General features: G+C 60.5%; 15 protein-coding genes. 14 read left to right on the forward strand and 1 reads right to left on the reverse strand.

The window, feature by feature from the left end; translation table 11 throughout:
* The first annotated feature begins 324 nt into the window (after positions 1-324).
* The 11 genes from HMPREF1155_RS04335 (at position 325) to dcd (ending at position 12,394) form a co-directional block, all read left to right on the forward strand.
* Positions 325-1,959 (forward strand): AMP-binding protein, encoded by a 1,635-nt coding sequence (locus HMPREF1155_RS04335; protein ID WP_009078062.1) that lies wholly within the window; start codon positions 325-327, stop codon positions 1,957-1,959.
* A 4-nt stretch (positions 1,960-1,963) separates the two neighbouring features.
* A complete protein-coding gene (locus tag HMPREF1155_RS04340) occupies positions 1,964-2,557 on the forward strand; it encodes a hypothetical protein (RefSeq protein WP_009077940.1) in 594 nt (197 codons plus the stop codon).
* A 162-nt stretch (positions 2,558-2,719) separates the two neighbouring features.
* Positions 2,720-3,916 carry an acyl-CoA dehydrogenase family protein gene (locus HMPREF1155_RS04345; protein WP_006363376.1) on the forward strand — a complete coding sequence of 399 codons (1,197 nt, stop codon included), beginning with the start codon at positions 2,720-2,722 and terminating at the stop codon, positions 3,914-3,916.
* Between the two features lie 116 nt (positions 3,917-4,032).
* Entirely contained in the window at positions 4,033-5,274 is a 1,242-nt protein-coding gene (locus HMPREF1155_RS04350; RefSeq protein ID WP_009077897.1) for a CaiB/BaiF CoA-transferase family protein, read from the forward strand.
* Positions 5,275-5,543: 269 nt separating this feature from the next.
* Positions 5,544-6,458: a LysR family transcriptional regulator gene (locus tag HMPREF1155_RS04355; RefSeq protein WP_009078033.1), complete on the forward strand. Its 915-nt coding sequence runs from the start codon at positions 5,544-5,546 to the stop codon at positions 6,456-6,458.
* A 284-nt stretch (positions 6,459-6,742) separates the two neighbouring features.
* The gene (locus HMPREF1155_RS04360) at positions 6,743-8,014 is read left to right on the forward strand and encodes an MFS transporter (RefSeq protein ID WP_009077829.1); all 1,272 of its coding nucleotides are present in this window, start codon (positions 6,743-6,745) and stop codon (positions 8,012-8,014) included.
* Positions 8,015-8,342: 328 nt separating this feature from the next.
* A complete protein-coding gene (locus tag HMPREF1155_RS04370; RefSeq protein WP_009077734.1) occupies positions 8,343-8,615 on the forward strand; it encodes an ACT domain-containing protein in 273 nt (90 codons plus the stop codon).
* 103 nt (positions 8,616-8,718) lie between these two features.
* Entirely contained in the window at positions 8,719-10,083 is a 1,365-nt protein-coding gene (locus HMPREF1155_RS04375) for a PFL family protein (RefSeq protein WP_009077916.1), read from the forward strand.
* Positions 10,084-10,097: 14 nt separating this feature from the next.
* Positions 10,098-11,096 carry an RNA methyltransferase gene (locus HMPREF1155_RS04380; RefSeq protein ID WP_009077852.1) on the forward strand — a complete coding sequence of 333 codons (999 nt, stop codon included), beginning with the start codon at positions 10,098-10,100 and terminating at the stop codon, positions 11,094-11,096.
* 17 nt (positions 11,097-11,113) lie between these two features.
* Positions 11,114-11,539 (forward strand): PaaI family thioesterase, encoded by a 426-nt coding sequence (locus HMPREF1155_RS04385; RefSeq protein WP_009077919.1) that lies wholly within the window; start codon positions 11,114-11,116, stop codon positions 11,537-11,539.
* 303 nt (positions 11,540-11,842) lie between these two features.
* A complete protein-coding gene (gene dcd / locus HMPREF1155_RS04390; RefSeq protein ID WP_006363357.1) occupies positions 11,843-12,394 on the forward strand; it encodes a dCTP deaminase in 552 nt (183 codons plus the stop codon).
* Positions 12,395-12,500: 106 nt separating this feature from the next.
* Here dcd and HMPREF1155_RS04395 read toward each other — a convergent pair whose 3' ends face one another.
* Positions 12,501-14,219 carry a vWA domain-containing protein gene (locus HMPREF1155_RS04395; protein ID WP_009077899.1) on the reverse strand — a complete coding sequence of 573 codons (1,719 nt, stop codon included), beginning with the start codon at positions 14,217-14,219 and terminating at the stop codon, positions 12,501-12,503.
* A gap of 274 nt (positions 14,220-14,493) precedes the next feature.
* Here HMPREF1155_RS04395 and HMPREF1155_RS09055 point away from each other — a divergent pair, with 274 nt between their 5' ends.
* The 3 genes from HMPREF1155_RS09055 to HMPREF1155_RS04410 all read left to right on the forward strand — a co-directional run bounded on the left by HMPREF1155_RS09055 (position 14,494) and on the right by HMPREF1155_RS04410 (position 19,272).
* Positions 14,494-15,981 (forward strand): helix-turn-helix transcriptional regulator, encoded by a 1,488-nt coding sequence (locus HMPREF1155_RS09055; RefSeq protein WP_202898208.1) that lies wholly within the window; start codon positions 14,494-14,496, stop codon positions 15,979-15,981.
* Positions 15,982-16,333: 352 nt separating this feature from the next.
* Complete coding sequence (locus HMPREF1155_RS04405) at positions 16,334-18,283, forward strand: FAD-binding protein (RefSeq protein WP_009077988.1); 1,950 nt, start codon at positions 16,334-16,336, stop codon at positions 18,281-18,283.
* A gap of 113 nt (positions 18,284-18,396) precedes the next feature.
* Positions 18,397-19,272, forward strand: a complete 876-nt coding sequence (locus HMPREF1155_RS04410) for a hypothetical protein (RefSeq protein WP_009077814.1) — start codon at positions 18,397-18,399, stop codon at positions 19,270-19,272.
* The last annotated feature ends 107 nt before the right edge of the window (positions 19,273-19,379 follow it).

Raw genomic sequence — 19,379 nt, forward strand, 5'->3', positions numbered from 1 at the left:
CTCGCCCAGCGCGCCCGCACGCGCGCCCCGGCGCACCGAGGGCCCCGCCATGCGCGGGGCCCTTCTCGTTACCCGGCCGGCCTTCCTTCCGGCCCGCGCGCTCCGGCGCACCGTAGGCCCCGCTTCGTGCGGGGCCTTCTGCGTTCCCGTTTCGGATCGGTGCTTCTCTTTCGCGTTCCCACCATTGCCAATGCAAGATTCAATAGGTTCGACGCAAGACCTCGAACAAAGGAAATATATACCGCTATCAGGGGCGTATTACACTTTACGCAGAAAGCGCGATGCGTATCGGCGCAGGTTCGTTGCGAAGACGGAGGGTGTCGCATGATTACCGATCTTCGAATTGACGAAGCCCGTAAGCGGTTGTATTACGAAAAGGGCTATTGGCAAACGAAGACCCTGATCGACGTCTGGAACGAGGGGCTCGAATCCCATCGGGACAATATCTACGTGAAGGATGGCGGCGGGCGTTTTCTTACCTATGGCGAGACCGATCTGCGCGCTTCCAAACTTGCGACCTGGCTTGAACGTCGAGGCGTCCGCAATGGCGACATCGTCAGCTTCCAAGTGCCTAAATGGGTCGAGTTCGCTGTGATCTACCTTGCGTGCTTGAAAGTCGGTGCCGTGATGCATCCCGTGGACGCTAACCTCTATGGCAAGCCGCTCCTGGCACTGCTCGACCGCGTTGCGCCGGTCGTGTTCATCACTCCTACCGAGTTCAAAGGCATGAGCTGCTCGGAACGCTGCGGCGCCATAGACGGCATCCCATCCATTCGGAGCATTCTGCTTATCGATCGCGAGTCGAAGGCGAAGGCTGCATTCGATGGCGCGGAACTGCTTTCCGATATGCTGGTGGCAGAGCAGCCTTTCGAAAAGGCCGCCGAGTCAAGGTCCGATGAGGTTGCATGCATTCTCGCCACCTCCGGTTCCACGGGATCGCCGAAAATGGTCTTGCATACGCATAACAACATCTTGTTTTCCGAACGCGCATATCTTTCGGTTCTCGATTTGAGGCCGCAGGATTGCATGTGGATGCCCTCGCCGCTCAATCATGCGACCGGTTTCTATCACGGTCTCATAGCGGCGTTCCTGCTTGGGAGCAGCGTGGCGTTGCAGCAGGAGTATTCGCCGTGCAAAGCGCTCGATTTCGTTCGCAGCAAGGGATGCACCTGGTCGCATGGGGCGACACCCTTCATCTACGACCTTCTCAAACTGCTTGAAGAACGGAACGTCAGAGACTATCCGCTGCGTCTCTATCTGTGCGGAGGGGCTCCTGTGCCTCAGTGGCTGATTTCGCGTGCCTATGAAAAGGGGATCCTTCTCTGCGAATCCTACGGTTCGACGGAAAGCTGTCCTCATGTCGTCGTTCCTCCCGAGAAATGCCTTGAATGGAACGGTCGGTGGTCAGGCATTCCTTACGAGGGCATAGAGGTTCGCGTCGTCGACCGCTCACGCAAAGCCGTTCCCTTCGGCATTCAGGGGGAAGAGGCTTCTCGAGGGCCGCATCAATTCGTCGGATACCTTAATGAGCCTGCGCGGACCGACGCTGCGCTGGATGCCGATGGATGGTTCTATAGCGGCGATTTGTGCGTTGAAGATGACGAGGGACGCATTCGCATCACGGGAAGAATCAAGGATGTCATCATCCGCGGAGGAGAGAATATCTCTTCGAACGAGGTGGACTCCTTTCTCAACGGGTGTCCTGGCATCGGGGAGCATGTATCGATAGGGATGCCGGACGAACGGCTCGGCGAGAGAATCTGCACCTTCGTCGTGTCTCAGGGCGAGCTGCCGAGCCTCGATGAGGTGAAGGCCTACCTGGCGTCCAATCACGTGCCTAAGCGCGTTTGGCCGGAAAGGCTCGAGCCGATAGATTCCCTTCCCTACACGGCAACGGGGAAGGTGCGGAAGCATGTTCTGGCTGCCGAGCTGAAGAAGAGGATGGAGGAAGGGGGATGATGACGTGAAAAGCACCGAATACAGCGTCACCCGGTCGAGATCGACCTTCAAACCACGCGTCGCGCCAGACGACCTGCCTTTCTACGAGGCATCTGACGACTCGATCGCCATCGGGGTAAGCGGAGCGCTTCCCTCTGCGTACTCAGGGGATGCGCGCACGCCCGTCGCCGAGCCTGCGTACGTGGGTTTCTTCGATTCCTCCGAGGAAGCCCGGGATACGTCGTGCGAGTTTCTAAGCCTTGCCGATCTTCCGGAAGGCGTGAAGCTCGATTACGCGTTCGTGGGGAGCTTCAACAACAATGCCTTGAAGATCATCTGGGACATAGACGATGCAACCTATTCGATCGATTGGGTTGCGTTGAAGTCGTTCACGGGAATGCAGCTGAAATACGTCCTTCCGAAGAAACGCTCTCCGATCGTGTTCGCCTTCGCAGAAGAAGACGCCTTCGCATACTGCGACAAGGATCCTTGCATCGAGTGCAAGTTCCGCTGCAAGGTAGGGATGATTGCCTATTTGTCAATAGGCAATCTTGGAATCGTGCGCATGCCTCTGGATAGAATGGCAACCCCAATGCCGGCGTCTTCTTCGGGAATATAGATCATGAACAGGGAATTCTATGCAATCATTGCGTATCTCAATGATTCTTTCGCAAAACAGCTCACAGCATCAATTGGATATTTCCATCGTTCCAATACAAAATAGTCGCCGTAAGAGCTATTCAAGCTCGAGAAAAAAGTCGCGTGACCAAAAGGAGGATGTATGAATCCCAACGCGAAAATCTCCGATGAGCAGTTCGAGGCTTACCTGAAGCAGATTCGCGAGCTGGCCGAAGGCCCGTTCGATGAGATGCAGAAGGAAATCGAGGTCACGAACACGTTCCCGGAGGAGTTCTACGAACTCGCCAAGAAGAACGATCTGTATCGTTACTACCTGCCTTCCATATACGGAGGATGGGATCTTTCCGAGCTCGAAATTCTGCGTGTGCAGGAAGAATTCTCCCGCGGTCCTGGCGGAATGCGCATGCATCTCCATCATGCGGCCGACCTCAACTGGCGCATTCTCGATGATTACGGCACCAAGGAGCTTAAAGATCAGCTGATGGACAAGTTCCAGGACAAGTCCGTCTATATCAACTTCGCCCTGACCGAGCAGACCGGCGGCACGGGTGCCGACATCCACACCACCGCCATCAAGCAGGCCGACGGCACCTATCTCCTCAACGGCGAGAAGTGGCTGATCAGCCACACCGACTGCTCTGACTACACCTATGTCATCGCCGTCACCGACGAAAGCAAGGAGAAGGACGACCGCCTGTCCGCCTTCGTCGTTCCGAACGATGCTCCCGGCTTCGAAATCGTCCCGATGTCCCACATGATGGGCTGCCGCGGCGCAGGCCATGCCGGCCTGAAGTTCACCAACGTCAAGCTTGATCCCAAGTATCTGCTTGGCGTAGAGGGCCAGGGCATGGAAATCGCCATCCATTCGCTTTCCGTCTCTCGCGTCCACATCGCGTGCTCCAACCTCGGCATGGCCCAGCGCATGCTCGAGATCTCCCTTAAGCGCGCCAATGACCGCGTGACCTTCGGCAAGCCGATCGCCACCCGTCAGATGATCAAGCAGAAGATCGCCGAGATGCAGAAGATGATCCATGTCCTCCGCACCGCCATCTACGACTTCGCGCGCGACTACGACATCAACCCGACGAACGAGTACGTCACCGAGAAGGCCGCTATCTGCAAGCTCTTCTCCATCGACACCGTCAAGCTGGTCTCCGACGAGATGCTCGAGATCTTCGGCGGCGACGGCTACTTCGAGGACAGCCCCTACGGCCCGACCGAGCGCCTGTATCGCGACTGCCGCGCCATGTGGCTCGAAGAGGGCGCTCCCTGCGTCCAGCGCATCACTATCGCGCGTCAATGCCAGGACTTCGACGGCCAGATCAAGTACAACTTCTAATCCGTCACGGGAAGTCTTGTCTGGAACGGAATCGCAGAGGAGGGCTGACGGTCTCGTCGGTCCTCCTCCTTTGCATCGGGATGCATCAGTTCCCGTCACAGTTCTAAGGAGAAGATATGAGCAAGCCTCTTGAGGGAATCAAGGTCGTCGACCTCACGACCTTCCTGGCTACGCCGACCACCGGTCGTGCTCTGGGCGAGTGGGGCGCCGACGTCATCAAGATCGAGGCCGCCAAAGGCGATCCAGGCCGTGTGAACCAGGCCGTCGTGTTCGGCATGACGGCCGACGACGACGAGAATCTCGGCTTCGATATGGCGAACATGCATAAGCGTTTCATCAGCCTGAATCTCAAATCCGAAAAGGGACTCGAGGTTATGCATAAGCTGCTCGCCGAGGCCGACGTGTTCATCACCAACATGCGCGCCAAGTCTCTGGCGAAGATGGGCCTCGACTGGGAGAGCCTGCATGCTCGGTATCCTCGGCTCGTCATGGGCCATGGTCTCGGCTACGGCAAGAAGGGTCCTGAAAAGGATAACGCCGGATTCGATGTCACCTGCTACATGGGTCGCGGCGGCGTATTCGGAACCACGGTGAACAAGGGCGACGCCCCTATGATCCCGACCAACGGCTACGGCGACTTCCAAGCCTCCATGTTCCTCGCATCCGGCATCCTCGCCGCCCTTATCGGTCGCGAGAAGACCGGTGCCGGCGATTACGTCACCTGCGCCTTGGAGCATGCTGCGATTTACGCGCTCTCTACCGGCATGGTTTCCGCGCAATACGGCAATCAGTATCCGAAGAGCCGTCGCGAGGTCAACAATCCGCTCAACAACGTCTTCCATTCCAAGGATGACAAATGGGTCGTCCTCTGCCTTCCCGAATACAATCGCGACTGGCCGAGGGTCATGAAGCTCATCCATCGCGAAGACCTTGCCGAGCATCCCGATTATTCCGATGTCCAGGCTGTGAACAGCAAGGGCCTTGCCGGTGAGGTCACCGATATCCTCGATGAGGGATTCGCGCAGTTCACGCGCGACGAGCTGCTCGATATGTTCGGCAAGAACGATATGCCGTGCGAGCCTGCCCAGACGCCGCTCGATGTGTACGAGGATCAGAACGCCCTCGTGAACGAATACATCAAGCAGGTCCCCTATCCCAAGGGCGGCCGCTGGTGCCCGACCGTGCCCGTCCAGTTCGAGCTGAACGAGACCGCCGAGCTTGAACCTACCGGAATGATGGGTTCTTCTACCGAGGAGGTCATGGTCGAGCTCGGGTACACCAAAGAAGAAATCGATGCGGCAATGGCCGATGGCTCCGTGTGCGGACCCGTCAAGCTTGCGGTTCTTCAGGGCAAGTAACCATTCGGGGCAGGTTGGGTGAACCGTCGCGTGCATTCACCCTGCGATTGCGCGATCCTTTGAGGACGAGGAGCCCTCCCGAGCAGGGAGGGCTCCTCGTCGTTTTTCATCAGAATGCCGAAATTGACCAGATATCATAGGTCTGGACAGCGGCATTCGCACCCTATCCATAATGCAAACGATATAATCCATGAAATATAGCCTTGCCTTGCATGTTCCCGAGCCATGGGTGCGGGCGCGTTCGGCGCGGTGGAGCGAAAGGGGTTCTTTTGAATATCTCCCAGCTTCAATATTTCTGCAAGCTCGCAGAGCTGCAGCATTATACGAAGGCCGCTGAACAGCTGTATATCACGCAACCCACGCTCTCGAATTCCATTGCCCGGCTTGAAGAGGAGCTCGGGGTCCCGCTCTTCGAGAAGAGCGGAAGAAACGTCCGCCTGACGAAATACGGCAAGGAGTTCAATAAGTACGCGACCAAAGCCCTGAATGCCCTTCACGAGGGCAGCGATATTCTCAAGGAACAGATCGGACAATACAGCGGCACGGTATCCGTCGGAACCATCTATACGATCCAAGACTGCTATATTCCTCAGTTGATCAGGGAGTTTCGTGCAAAGTTCGGTTCAGGTCCTCTTATCGACCTCTATCAAGGATTGACCAGAAGCCTGATCGAAGGCTTGGAAGCGGATGCGTACGACGTCGCCTTCACCGCATTCGTCGACGGCAAGGATCATCTTGCATTCGTGCCCGTGCTTCGTCAGAACCTCGTCGCCATCATTCGCAAGGACAATCCCCTCGCGGAAAAGCGCATGCTGTCCTTCGATGATTTCGACGGCCGCTCCCTTGTCACGTATCGCGAAGATACGTCCTTGGGCGGAGAGGTCAAATCCCTGCTCGAAACGCACGACGTCGTGCCGAGCGAACGGTGCGACGATGAGATCACCCTCGCCTCTATCGTTGCGGCAGGAGAGAATTCCATCGGCTTAAGCCTCGATACGGTCGGCGCCTCGCTGTTCGACGAGCTGACCGTCAGGCCTGTCGAAGAGGTTCCGGACGGGTTCCATACGGTATATCTTGTATACAAGAAGGGGATCTACCGCAGTCCCACGGTCGAACATTTCATCGAGCTTGCCACGCAGATGAAATACGAGAAAGAACCTCCTCGCATCGACGCGAACCGATAAATGACGTTCGCCAGGACGCCGCGGGAAGCCGCTCATTCAAATGTCCTCCCGAAAGTCACCTATAAATTTACATAAATAAAGTCAATCAATTCGACGAAATACCGACATCCAATCCTATTGGCGCTCATTGCAGCCACCTCATATCATGAGACCAGGTTGGTATTTGATGCGGTTGTCCTGCGTAATTGCAGCGAATGCCAACCATGGGGTTCGGTACGGCTTGCAAGAAGGTCAAATCGATTAGGAGGAATGCCGTGAGCGCAGTTCAGAGGGCAACGAAGTATATGTTTGCCATCGCCACCGTATATATGTGCTATTTGACGCATGGCGTGCAGGCTATCATCTTCAGCCAGAATCAAGTTAATTTCTACACGCAGTGGGGCTTCACGGACGCCACGGCCGGCGCCGCGGCGGTCGCGATGGCGATCACCTGGACGGGCGTCGGCAAATTCGTCAGCGTTTGGATCGGTGGCGAGATTTCCGACCGTATCGGCCGCAAGATCCCTGCCGTCCTCGGTGCCGTCATGTATGTCGCCTGCTTCGCCATCATGCTCGTGAGCACCAACGTCACCGTCGCATGCGTAGCGGGCTTCCTTTCCGGCGTCGCCACGTCCGGCTTCTGGGATGGAGCGCTGTATCCGGCGATTGCCGAGGCCAATCCCAAGTATGCCGGTTCTTCCACCATCGGCATCAAGGCGGTCATCTCCGTTTCCGGCATCGCGTATCCTCTGCTTGCCGCCTGGAACGCCGGCGACTCCTGGCATATCAACATCATCATCCCGATCGTCATGTCGGTCATCTGCGTCGTCTTCGCCGCCCTTACCCCGTTCGTGTATGACGACGAGCGCAAGCAGAGCGTCGTCGATGACAGCAAATCCAAGAACGCCGCCGAGGCCGAGATTCAGGCCGCGAAGGACGCCATGCTCCGCACGCCTAACGGTCTTGAGAACTTCATCACCCTGTTCTTCGGCTTCGTGATCATGTTCATCATGTACGGCGCCCAGCAGTACTCCAAGCAGTTCGGCATCACGAACCTCGGTCTTGATCCCGTCGCCGCTGCCGGTTTGACGTCCATCTACACCGCCGGTTCCATCATTGCGGTTCTCTTCTGGGCCTTCATGATGGGCAAGCTTCGCTGGAATCCGCTCAAGGTCATCCTGATCGACTCGATCCTCGCCTCTGTGGCTCTGGCCGTCGTGATCCTGGCGCTTCCGCTCGGCATCGGTGCCGGTGCCGTCTACTTCGGCATCGCCGTGCTCGGCTTCTCTGCCGCGGGCGGCATGCTCCAGACCGGCGTCACCCTGCGTCAGCTCATCGTTCCCGGTCCTCGTGGCCGCAACGTCGGAATGTACTACACGTTCATGGGCTTCGCCTCCGTGTTCCTTCCCTTCATCGTCGGTTCCATGACCACCGCCGTCGGAGAGGCGAGCGCCGTTTGGATCATGATGGTGCTGCTGCTCGCTGCCGCGATTCTCTCCACCCTCATGTGCCTGTATCTGGTTTCCCAGTACAAGAACCTCTTCGGCTATAGCGCCATGGAGCCCATGAAGGACTAGTCGGCATCGTAGTCGTACCGCCGATCGCCTAATCGAAGGAGGCTGCCGAGGAATCGGCGGCCTCCTTCCGTGTATCGGGGTCGAATCGCTCGAACGAATCTATGAGATGTGGCATAAGGAAGACTTGGCTTGTCGAGCATGCTTCGTCTCGCCGCCGAGCAATGCGGCCGCGAGGCTCTTTGCGTTTATGCTGCGCGACCATACCCACGGCAGTCGGCATCTGCCGTTGCTCGGTGGCGATTGCCGAAGCCATCACGCGGTGCACCTTGCGCCTGCACGCGTCTATACTGAGTCGATCAAGGCGCATCAATCGAGAAAGGCAGCATCTATGAACAAAGCCGTCGTCACCGTCGTCGGAAAGGATGCCGTCGGCATCATCGCCCGCGTATGCACGTATCTGGCGGATCATCGCGTGAACGTGCTCGACATCTCCCAGACCATCCTCGACGGTTTCTTCAACATGATGATGGTCGTCGACGTGACCGATGCCGATGTCGAATTCTCGAGCATCGTTGAAGACCTTGAGGGCTTGGGTGAAGAAATCGGCGTACGCATCCGCTGCCAGCGCGAGGAGATCTTCACCAAGATGCATCGCATCTAGCCGCGCGCAGCAAGCGCCGCCCGGCCTCCCATGCGCGAGGTGCCGTCATCCGAGGGCGGTTCCGTCTTCGTGCATCATCCCCGCCAACCGAGAAGGAACGTTCATGCTGAATATCACCGAGGTCCATGAGACCAATCAGATGATCGAGCAGGAGAAGCTCGACGTTCGAACCATCACGATGGGCATCAGCCTGCTCGATTGCGCGGGCGACACCGTCGAAGAACTCGCCCAGGCCATCTACGGTAAAGTGACCGCCTGTGCGAAGGACCTCGTCTCGACCGGTCGTGCTATCGAACGAGATTACGGCATCCCTATCGTGAACAAGCGCATATCCGTCACGCCCGTCTCGCTCGTCGGCGCGCGCGTCTGCAAGGCGCCGGAGGACTACGTGCGGCTGTGCCACGCCCTCGATGATGCGGCAAAGGCTGCGGGCGTCAACTTTCTCGGCGGATATTCCGCTCTGGTCAGCAAAAGCATGACGAAATCCGATGAGCTGCTGATCCGCTCGATCCCCCAGGCGCTCGCCGAAACCGACTTCGTATGCTCGAGCGTCAACGTCGGCTCCACGAAGACGGGCATCGACATGGACGCCGTGCGCCTCATGGGCGATATCGTCAAGCAGACCGCCGAGGCCACGGCCGAACGCGACGGCCTCGGCTGCGCGAAGCTCGTCGTATTCTGCAACGCTCCCGACGACAATCCCTTTATGGCCGGCGCCTTCCACGGCGTGACCGAGGGCGACGTCGTCATCAACGTGGGCGTTTCGGGTCCTGGCGTGGTGAAGCGCGCGCTCGAGTCCGCGCGCGGCGAAAGCTTCGAGGTGCTGTGCGAAACCATCAAGCGCACGGCGTTCAAGGTGACGCGCGTCGGTCAGCTCGTGGCCCAGGAGGCGAGCCGTCGTCTCGGCGTGCCGTTCGGCATCATCGATCTCTCGCTCGCGCCGACCCCGGCGGTGGGCGACAGCGTCGGGGAAATTCTCGAGGAGATAGGTCTCGAACAGGTGGGCGCTCCCGGCACCACGGCGGCCCTCGCGCTGTTGAACGATCAGGTCAAAAAAGGCGGCATCATGGCGTCGAGCTATGTCGGCGGTCTTTCCGGCGCCTTCATTCCCGTGTCCGAGGACAAGAACATGATCGACGCCGCGGCATCGGGCTGCCTGACCATCGAAAAACTCGAGGCTATGACCTGCGTTTGCAGTGTCGGCCTGGACATGATCGCGATCCCTGGCGACACGACGCCTGCGACCATCGCCGGCATCATCGCCGACGAGGCGGCCATCGGCATGATCAACCAGAAGACGACTGCGGTGCGCGTCATTCCCGTCGTCGGAAAAGGCGTCGGCGACGTCGCCGAGTTCGGCGGCCTATTGGGGTACGCGCCCATCATCCCCGTCAACACGAAGAGCTGCGAGGCGTTCGTCAATCGCGGCGGCCGCATCCCGGCGCCGGTGCATTCGTTCAAGAACTAGGAACGGTCTGGGCGATGAAAGGGCGCGATCTTAAGGAGGACGCGGCTGCGCGGGTGCGCGTTTCGGCGCTGGGCGCTCCCTATGCATGGGTCGAAACCCTCGACGATCCGCGCCTCGATGTGTTCGCGCGTCTGACCGAGGTCCAGCTCCGCAACAAGCTCGAACCTGAGAAAGGCGTCTTCATCGCCGAGAGCATCAAAGTGATCGATCGCGCATTGGATGCGGGCATGGTTCCCGTTTCGGTCCTGATGACGCCCGAATGGCTGGATGCGGCGGCCCCGACCGTCGCGCGCATCCAGAAAGCTTCGAAGCCTGCGCCGACCTTGCGTGGCGGCGTTTCGGGCGGAGGCGTTTCGGCGCGGGCGGCTTCGTGCGGGGGCGATGGTGCGGAAGGGCCCTCGGCATGCACGTCCGTGTTCGTGGCTCCCGTCGAGGAGCTGAAGCGCTTGACCGGCTTCGCGCTCACGCGCGGCATCCTCTGCGCCATGCGACGCCCGAAGCTGCCGAGCGTCGAAGAGCTGTTGGCGGGCGTTCGTCCCGGCGGCGCGCGCAGGATCGCCGTGCTCGAAGGCATCGTCGACCACACGAACGTCGGGGCAATCTTCCGCTCGGCCGCCGCTCTCGGCGTGGATGCCGTGCTCGTTGCTCCGACGTGCTGCGATCCTCTGTATCGCCGATCGGTGCGCGTATCCATGGGAACGGTGTTTCAGGTTCCATGGACGCGCATCGGCAATGACGCGCATGATTGGCCGCGCGCCGGGCTCGAGGAACTGCATCGCCTGGGATACGTCACGGCCGCCATGGCGCTTTCGGACGATTCCATCCCGCTCGATGACGCACGGCTTGCAGCGTGCGAAAGGCTCGCGCTCGTGTTCGGCACCGAGGGCGACGGCTTGACGGCCCGCACGATCGAGGGATGCGATTACACGGTGCGGATCCCGATGGCGCATCACGTCGACAGCCTGAACGTCGCTGCGGCATCGGCCGTCGCGTTCTGGGAGCTGTGCCGGTAGAGAGGGGGAAGATCCTCATGCTGTTCGAAGATGCCTTGGGCATACGTAAAGTCGCGGTCTCGAAGGACCGGGTCGAGCTCGAGATGGATATCGTTCCCACTCTGTTTCAGCCGCACGGATTCCTGCATGGGGGCGCAACGCTTTCGCTGCTCGAGACCGCGGCGAGCATGGGAGCTGACGAGCGGGCCGATTTCACCTACGAAATGAGCTTCGGCACCAGGGCCGATATCCGGCATCGAAAGCCGGGGAAGCGCGGTGTGCTGCACGGCGTCGCCGAATTTCTGGATGAGGAGGAGTACGCCCCGGGCGCTCGCAGGCAGACCTGGCGCGTGACGGCGCGCGACGATGCGGGCGACGTCGTCTCCGAAGGGACGTTCCAGACCAAGATCGTCACCATCGAGTACTTCGAGCGGAAGAATCATTCCGGCAGAGACGGCCGATGAAGCGTGGTCGGACCGCTTTTCCGATGCGCCGATCGGTTCAGCCTCCCGCATGCGGACCCTTTGCGACGAGTGCGGCGTCGGGCAGGGTCTCGTTGGTTCCAACGCCCGCATGCGGGCTCTTTGCGGTGATGCAGGCCGCATGTGTTCCATGCTGGTAGAATCGGGATGCAATCAGAAACCGTCTTCGGCACTTCTCGGGACGATGACGCGAGGCGAAGCGTGAAACGGCGGGCGACCTGTTGCAGCGCAATCAAAAGCCGTCCTCGACGCTTCTCGGGACGGCGCATACCAGAAGGGAACGCCATGGTTCTTTCGGACCGCGATATCAAAGACCAGATGAGCAAGGGCCGCATCGTCATCGAACCGCTGGTCGAGGACAATATCCAGCCTGCATCCGTCGACGTGCGCCTCGGGTCGAATTTCCGCATCTTCCGCAATTCGTCGCATGCGTTCATCGATCCCCTGACCGACCAGCCGGGCCTCACCGAATCCATAGACGTCGCCCCTGGCGGTACGTTCATCCTGCAGCCGGGGCAGTTCGCGCTCGGCACCACGCTCGAACGCATCGCCGTGCCCGATGATATTCTGGGCAAGCTTGAAGGGAAATCGTCGCTTGGGCGTCTCGGCCTCATGATCCACTCGACGGCCGGTTACGTCGATCCCGGTTGGGAAGGGGAGATCACGCTCGAGCTTTCCAACGTGGCCACGCTTCCCATCGTCCTGCATCCGGGCATGCGCATCGGCCAGATGTCGTTCGAACGCATGACCTCGCCGGTCGAACGTCCGTACGGTAGCGCGGGCCTCGGCAGCCACTACCAGGGGCAATCAGGGGCTTCTCCCGCTCATCGCCTCTAAGGGCATTTACGTAAGGGCACCTTCGGAGATTGCAGAAAAATCGACGGCCGCCTCGGTGCGAAGCGGCCGTCGATGGTGTTTCCCCTGTGCGTCAGCGAGCGCGAATCTAATGCTTCTTCAGCGCCCTTGTACCTGCAGCCGTGCCGATGGCCGCTGCGGCGATGAGCGCCGTCGCGACGAACGGCAGGGAGCTCATCGGATCGCCCGTCCGAGGCATCGTTCCGCTAGACGTGGTCTTGGTTGCGGTTTGAGTCGTGGGGGCGGGGGATTTCGCCTCAGGCTTCTTTTCAGGCGTCTTCGGATCGCTCGGAGCCTTGGCGGTATACGCCAGCTTCGGAATATCGAAGTCTTCCGCTGCACCCTGAACGCCCGCGGAATTGACGGGCAAAAGCGTCGCCTTGGTGTTGGTGGCAAGCTCGTAGTCGCCCGGCTCGGTCGGAGCCTTGGCCAACGCGACGTCGTACGTCAGCTTCACGGGCGCGAAGTTGGAGATCGGCTCGTGCGCGGTGAACTCGTAGGCGTCCGCATCCGCATCGTACATCAGGGTGAAACGTGCATTCGGGGATCCCGTGCTATGGAAGCTCCAGGCGTTCTCGCCCTCTTTCGTGGCTTCGAGCTGCTCGTCGCCGACGCTGACCGTTGCCGTTCCGGGGACGAAGTCGAAATCGTAGCTTTCGCCCTTGCCCATGGAGTCGGTGATCTTCGACCCGGCGCCGCAGGCATACAGGATGTTGTTGGCGATCTGCGTGAAGTCGAGCGGCATGCCTCCGTTGAGCTGGTTCATGAACTTGACGGAGAAGTCGGAATCGTCGCCTGTGCGCACGGCGTAGCAGGCGTAGCCTTCGCCCTTCAGAGCCTGCCATACGGTGTAGGCTTCATAAACCGCACGGTCAGGCGCCATGGCATGGTCGGCCTGGGTGCCGTGCTCGATGAAGGCGAAGCTTGGATCGGTGATGGCGCCCGTCGCGGGATCTTTCACCATGCTCGTGGCATCGTTGCCGTAGGTCTTGAAGTCGCGCGCATACGTATTGCCGTCGTTCGCAACCCATTCGACGAGGTGGGCATAGTAGGTATCCCAGTCGCCGTAGGGCATGGCATAGGTGGCTGAGCCAGGCGTGCGCGCCTGGCGCCATTCGTCGATCATGCCGAAGTACACGAAGTTCTTCGGATCGATCTCGCTTGCGGCCTGCTGAGACGTCGGATCGGTGTACGAATACTGGTAGTAGATGTCCTTGACCATGCCGTCTTCGGCCGTGAACAGGCGCGTCAGGCCATCGCTCACCAAGATGACATGCTTGCGGCTCGCGGGCGTATCCGTATCCGCATCAAGCATGGCTTTGGCTTTGGCGAGGCCGTCCTGCATGTTCGTGCCGGATTTCAGATCGCCCGTGTAGCCCCCTGCGATGGCTCCCTTGAACGCATCGACGTTGCCGGCGTTCAGCTCCGAGAGATCCTTTTCCACATGGCCGTCGCCCCTGAACGACACGACGCCCACCTTCACCTGGTCGGCGCCCGCCACTTCGGCGACGAGCTTGTCAAGCGTCGCCTTGGCGTCGTTGATGGCGTCGTCTCCGCAGCTTGAATTGTCCACGACGAACACGATGTCGGATGAAAGCTTGGCCTCGGAGCTCGGTAGCTGGAGCGTGACGCGGGCGGTCTTGCCCTCGTCGACCCACGTTGCCGCCTTCGATTTGGAAATCGTCCAGGTGCCGGCATCCGCCCATGCGGGTGCCGGAAGCGCGATGAAGAGGGCGGCGCCCAGCATGGCAGCGCATGCGAGGGCCAGAATCCCCTTCTGGCGCAGTGACGGTATGGTCTTTCTCATTGCGTCCTCTCTTCCCCTATGAATATCCCTGCGGTGTAGACCGATGCGTGCATTGTACGCCTCGATAGCGATGAAATGTTCAAGAAGTGGCTGTTCGCTGCATATTTTCGGGGTGCATTGCGCGCCGAACGGACGCGAAGGTGTGGAATCGATCTATGCGGAACGGTCCGCATGATGAAGGGGAGACGCATCGACGAGGCAGAGAGGCGCACGGCGTGCGTTCGCCCGTCGTCTGATACCATGGGCGCATCATGATTCCATGTGGGGAGGCGCCGTGAGCATACGCAACGAACGAGGCGAGCTCATCGCTCTCGAGCCTCTCCTTATCGGCTCGTCGGTATCCCTCTTCTTCCTGCGTGCGTTCGTGGATCATTCAGGGCCTCTCTCGCAGGTCATCGGCAATGCGGCGCTCCTATGCCTGATCGCCGGCGTCGTCGCCGGATTGGCGATGGCCGCCGCGGCCGTCGTTTCGTGGAGCTTCGGGTCGCATCGCGGATCGATGCCCGTGGCTACCATCCACGGGCGTATGGGGCTGATCGTGGCTGCGGTCATGCTGCCGATCGTCGGCTGCGCGTTCGCCCTGCCGAATCCCGGATTCGTGCCCGCGATCATTGTCGGAGGCCTTTTCTGCGGTATCGGCATCGCGCTCCATCTCGCCTTATGGGGTGCCATCTACTCGACGTTCGTCCCGCAGACGATCCTTTTGAACGCATCGGTGTCCTACCTCATGGCGTCGATCGCCCATGGTGCATTCCTTGCGAGCCCTCTCGCGCTTTCGGGTGCGGACGGCATCTCGGTTCTTGTCGTGGCCGACGCTGCGGCCGGCCTCTGCATGGCCGCGGAGCTTCGGCGGGGCGCATCCTCGCACTTTCGCGATGGCGAAGCCGTCTCCGATGCTCCCGCTTCGACGCATGCGTCCGATCTTTCTCGGGGCATCCTGACGCGCGCATCTTTCGTCACGTTGGCCAAGGTTCTGTGGAAGCCCCTGGCAGGCGCGATGATCGTCGCATTCATCCTCGGGCTGATCTGGAATCCCGCGCCTGCCGGGGAAGGATCGGGCTCCGAAGCGGGTACGCTTTGGGGCGCGGTTTCGGGCCCTCTGCTCGCGGTGGGCGTCATCGTGCTGCTGCTGAAGCGCAGCCCGCGGGAATTCACGCTCCACTCCATGCAGAGCGTGCTGCTTCCCGCCTCGGTCACGGTGCTCATGGTCATGCCGTTCTTCGATACGGGCGATCCGCGCGTCATGGTCGTCACGAGGGTTCTCACCACGCTTTCCTTCGCCATCGTAGGCATCGTGATCTGGACGACCTGCGCCGCATCGGCCAGGACCTCCGATCTTTCGGCCGTCGTGGTCATGCCGGTCGCGTTCGCGATCATGGCCGCATGCTTCGCTGCAGGCATCGTTCTCATCTGGCAGATCGGCGAAGGAGGCAAGCTGCTGTGCCTCGCGGTCACGGCGGTCTATCTTATCGTCACGAATGTGGCCATGGCGTTCGAGGGCGATACGCGGACCCCGCGCGAAATCGAGAAGGATGCGGCGGCGCGTTATCTTGAGGAGCGGACCCGCCTTGTCGTCGATCGGTTCGGGCTTACGGGCAGGGAGGCCGAGGTTCTCGGCTATCTCTGCCGCGGTTTCAGCCAGGTGTATATCGCGCGGGAACTCTATATCTCGGAGAACACCGTCCGCACGCATGCGAAGCATATCTACGCGAAGACGGGCGTGCATTCCCGTGAAGAGCTGCTCGAGCTCCTTAACGGCTAAGGCGATGCGGAATACCCGATTCTTGCATCAGATGAATCATCCGGCATAAGGAAAGTCTCTCATTTTCCATGTCAAAGAAACAGGAGACAGGCCGCTCCTTTGCGGACCCCTCAAGGGCCAAGGCGGTGTTCCGGCGGCACAGCTCGGTATTCACCAGGCTAAACGCACGCATCACCGAAGCGGGTGATGTGTCCGCGCGGGGGAAATCATCGGCTTAGGCGATAGGCATCTCCCTTTCCGCGCCGTACATTCCTTCCTGTCGGCGCAGCCGACATCAGGAGGGGTCGCGTGGGGCGCGTCATCATCCCGAGACGATCGGGGAGCCGTGCGCGGCGTATCGAAAGGAGACATGATGGCTGAGAAGATGAAGGTATCGCGGCGCTCGTTCCTCAAGGGAGCTGCCGTCGGAACGTTGGGTGCGGCATCTCTTGCGGGACTGGCGGCCTGCGGTTCCTCGGCATCCGACGCTGCGGCGACCAAGCCCGCATCCGACGGATCGATGGCGACGGGCAAGGCATACGACGTTCTGGGCACATCGTATTCCTCGAACGGCCGTGCGAACGACGGCGCCGTGAAGGCCGCCACGACTCCCGAGGAATACCTTGCGGCCAAGGGCGACGGCGTGCTGAGCGCGGGCGGCGCCTGCGACGCCCTCGGCATCGCGCCCGAGGACTTCATGCTGAACGTTCCCGCCTGGCTAGGCGAGAAGCCTGCGCTCGAAGCCGAGGAAGACGGCAGCTGCGACGTTCTGGTCATCGGCGCCGGCAACGCGGGAACCACGGCAGCCCTCAAGTGCGCCGAATCCGGGCTCAAGGTCATCCTCGCCGAGACCCAGACGTACGACGAGTACGACGAATACGCCTGCGACATGGCCATGTACAACTCGAAGCTCTTCCTCGACAAAGGCACGCCCGAGATCGATCCCATGGACATCTTTAACGAGTACATGCGTCTGTATCGCGGCCATGCGCACCAGAGCATCGTGCGCGATTTCGCCACGCGCGGCGGCGAGGTGCTGGACTGGATGGTGGATACCTACATCCCCGCCGAGTACACCGATGCCTACGCTAAAACCTCCAACTACAAGGGCAACGACAACTTCTCCGGCATCTGCGCCGGCCAATACTCCTTCCGCGGCATGACCCAGTGGCGCGACGTGGACACCAACGTGAACATGTGGCCGTTCGTCATCCGCACGCTGCACACCGCCTTCGAGGGTTTGGGCGGCGAGATCCGCTGGGGATACCAGGGCATCGAGCTTGTCGGCGGCAACGGCGAGGCCGTGACGGGCGCAGTCTTCAAGGATATCGACGGTGCCTACAAGCAGGTGAACGCCAAGGCCGTCATCTGCTGCGCCGGCGACTTCGGCGGCAATCCCGACATGAGGCTCGACCTGTCCGACCAGATGCGCAATCTTGCCTGGTCGTTCGGCAAGGATCGCACCGACGTCGCTTCCACGATGGGCATGGGCCGCGACGGATCGGGCATTCGCATGTGCCTGTGGGCAGGCGCCACGATGGAAGGCGGCCCGCGCGCCGGCCAGGCCGCCGGCATCAACGGGGTTCCCGGCTTCGCGTTCGGCGGCGCATGGCCCTGCTTCGGCGGCGATGGCAAGCGCTTCATGAACGAAAGCCTGATCAAGCATGGATCGAACGGCTATTTGGACATGCTTCCCGCCGATTCCCTGCTCGTCAACGTGACCGATTCCAACTGGGAGACGTACCTGAGCTATCAGGGCTACGGCCATGAGACCATGGACCGTTCCAGCGACTACATGGTCGAAGAGGTTCGTGAGAACATGAAGAACTACGTCACCGGCGCCGACGGCTTCGACGTGCGCGCGTTCGCCCGCTTCGGCAAGGAATACAGCAAGGTGTATGCCGCCGACACGCTCGACGAGCTCGCGGATATCGTCGGCTATACGGGAGAGGCCAAGAAGAACTTCCTTGTCGAGGTCGCGCGCTACAACGAGATGTGCGAGGCCGGCAAGGACTCCGACTGGGGATGCGATCCCCAGAACCTGTTCGCCATCAAGGACGCCCCCTTCTTCGCCTCGTTCTCGAAGACGTCCAACCAGGTGAGCGGCGGTCTGTGCCAGCATGCGGCCGTGTGCACCGACGGAAGCTACCGCGTGCTGTACGGCGATAAGACCCCGATCGAGGGACTGTACGCCGCAGGCAACAACTGCGGCCAGCGCTACGGCATCCAGTACGCCACGCCGACTGCCGGCAATAGCTGCGGATCTGCCTTGATCAGCGGATACTGCGCCGCTGAGCATGTCGTCGAATCGCTCGGGAAATAAGGCCCTTCCCCTTCGCCCCTCCATGGGGAAGGGCGTGCGGCGCGCGTGCGCTACCATGATGGCCGGCCGTCTGCAAGGGCGGCCGGCCTTTCGTCGGAATTCGGAGGTGCGGTATGGAGAAGCGTCCGGTGCTGCTCAAGGTCGAGCTGCCCTTTCGCCTGAAGGAACGCGATCATTTCGCGGAAGACATGGTCGTCGGCTGGGACAGCGAGCGCATGCGTACGTATGTGCAGGCTCTTATCAGGGAGATGCTTGCGAACGCCGGGCAGTTCGACGACTGCCAGGTTCAGGCCGTGCGCTACGGCGGCGGGACGGCGAGCATGGCGGGCCAGGCGCTTGCGGATATCTCTGCGGCCATCCATCGCGTCTTCGATGTGGCGCCCGATGCGTCCGTGACCATGAGCGCCGCTGTGTCCAATATCTCGGGCGCGACCTTTCCCTTCTTCAAGCGGGCAGGGGTCCAGCGCTTCGACATGGAGATGATGGCCCTGTTCCAGCCCATTTTCGCGCGATGCAACAACGTCGATGCCTTCGATTTCTTCGCCATAGCGTGCGACAGCTTCCTTCATGCGTATGCGAACGACACGCTCGGGCTCGTGCTCGCCTATGGGATAGGAGGCGTGTCGATGCAGGATTTCCGCAGAAGCTGCCTTGCAGCGACCGGGTCGGACGCCGTGCACGTCTCGTTTCTGAAGGCCGACAAGGGCGATCTGCCATCTCATGACGAGACGGCAGCCCAGGAGGCGCAGGCGCGCGAGGTCTTCGGCGCCGCCGGATTCGTCGAATACCTGCCGATGCGGTTCGCGAGGCCCGGGCATGAGGATCGGTTCCTCGCATCGTATGCGGCAGGCGCCGACGTGCTCGCGTTCGGCCTGGGGGCCGAAACGCGTTTCGGTGGGGTCGTGAGCACGAACACGTCGGATTTCGACACGTACGCGAACCATTCGACGGACTATACGAAAATCACCGTCGCCACAAAGAAGGCGTGAGCGCCGGATCCTTCTCGTTTCAAATGGCATTTCATGCATGTCATATATGCCGTACGTTCTGAATAGGCGAATCGACATAGGCGCGAAATGCAGGCATCGTCACGTAT

Origin of the sequence: Slackia sp. CM382 (assembly GCF_000293015.1) — a bacterium.
GTDB classification, from domain to species: Bacteria; Actinomycetota; Coriobacteriia; order Coriobacteriales; family Eggerthellaceae; genus Slackia; species Slackia exigua.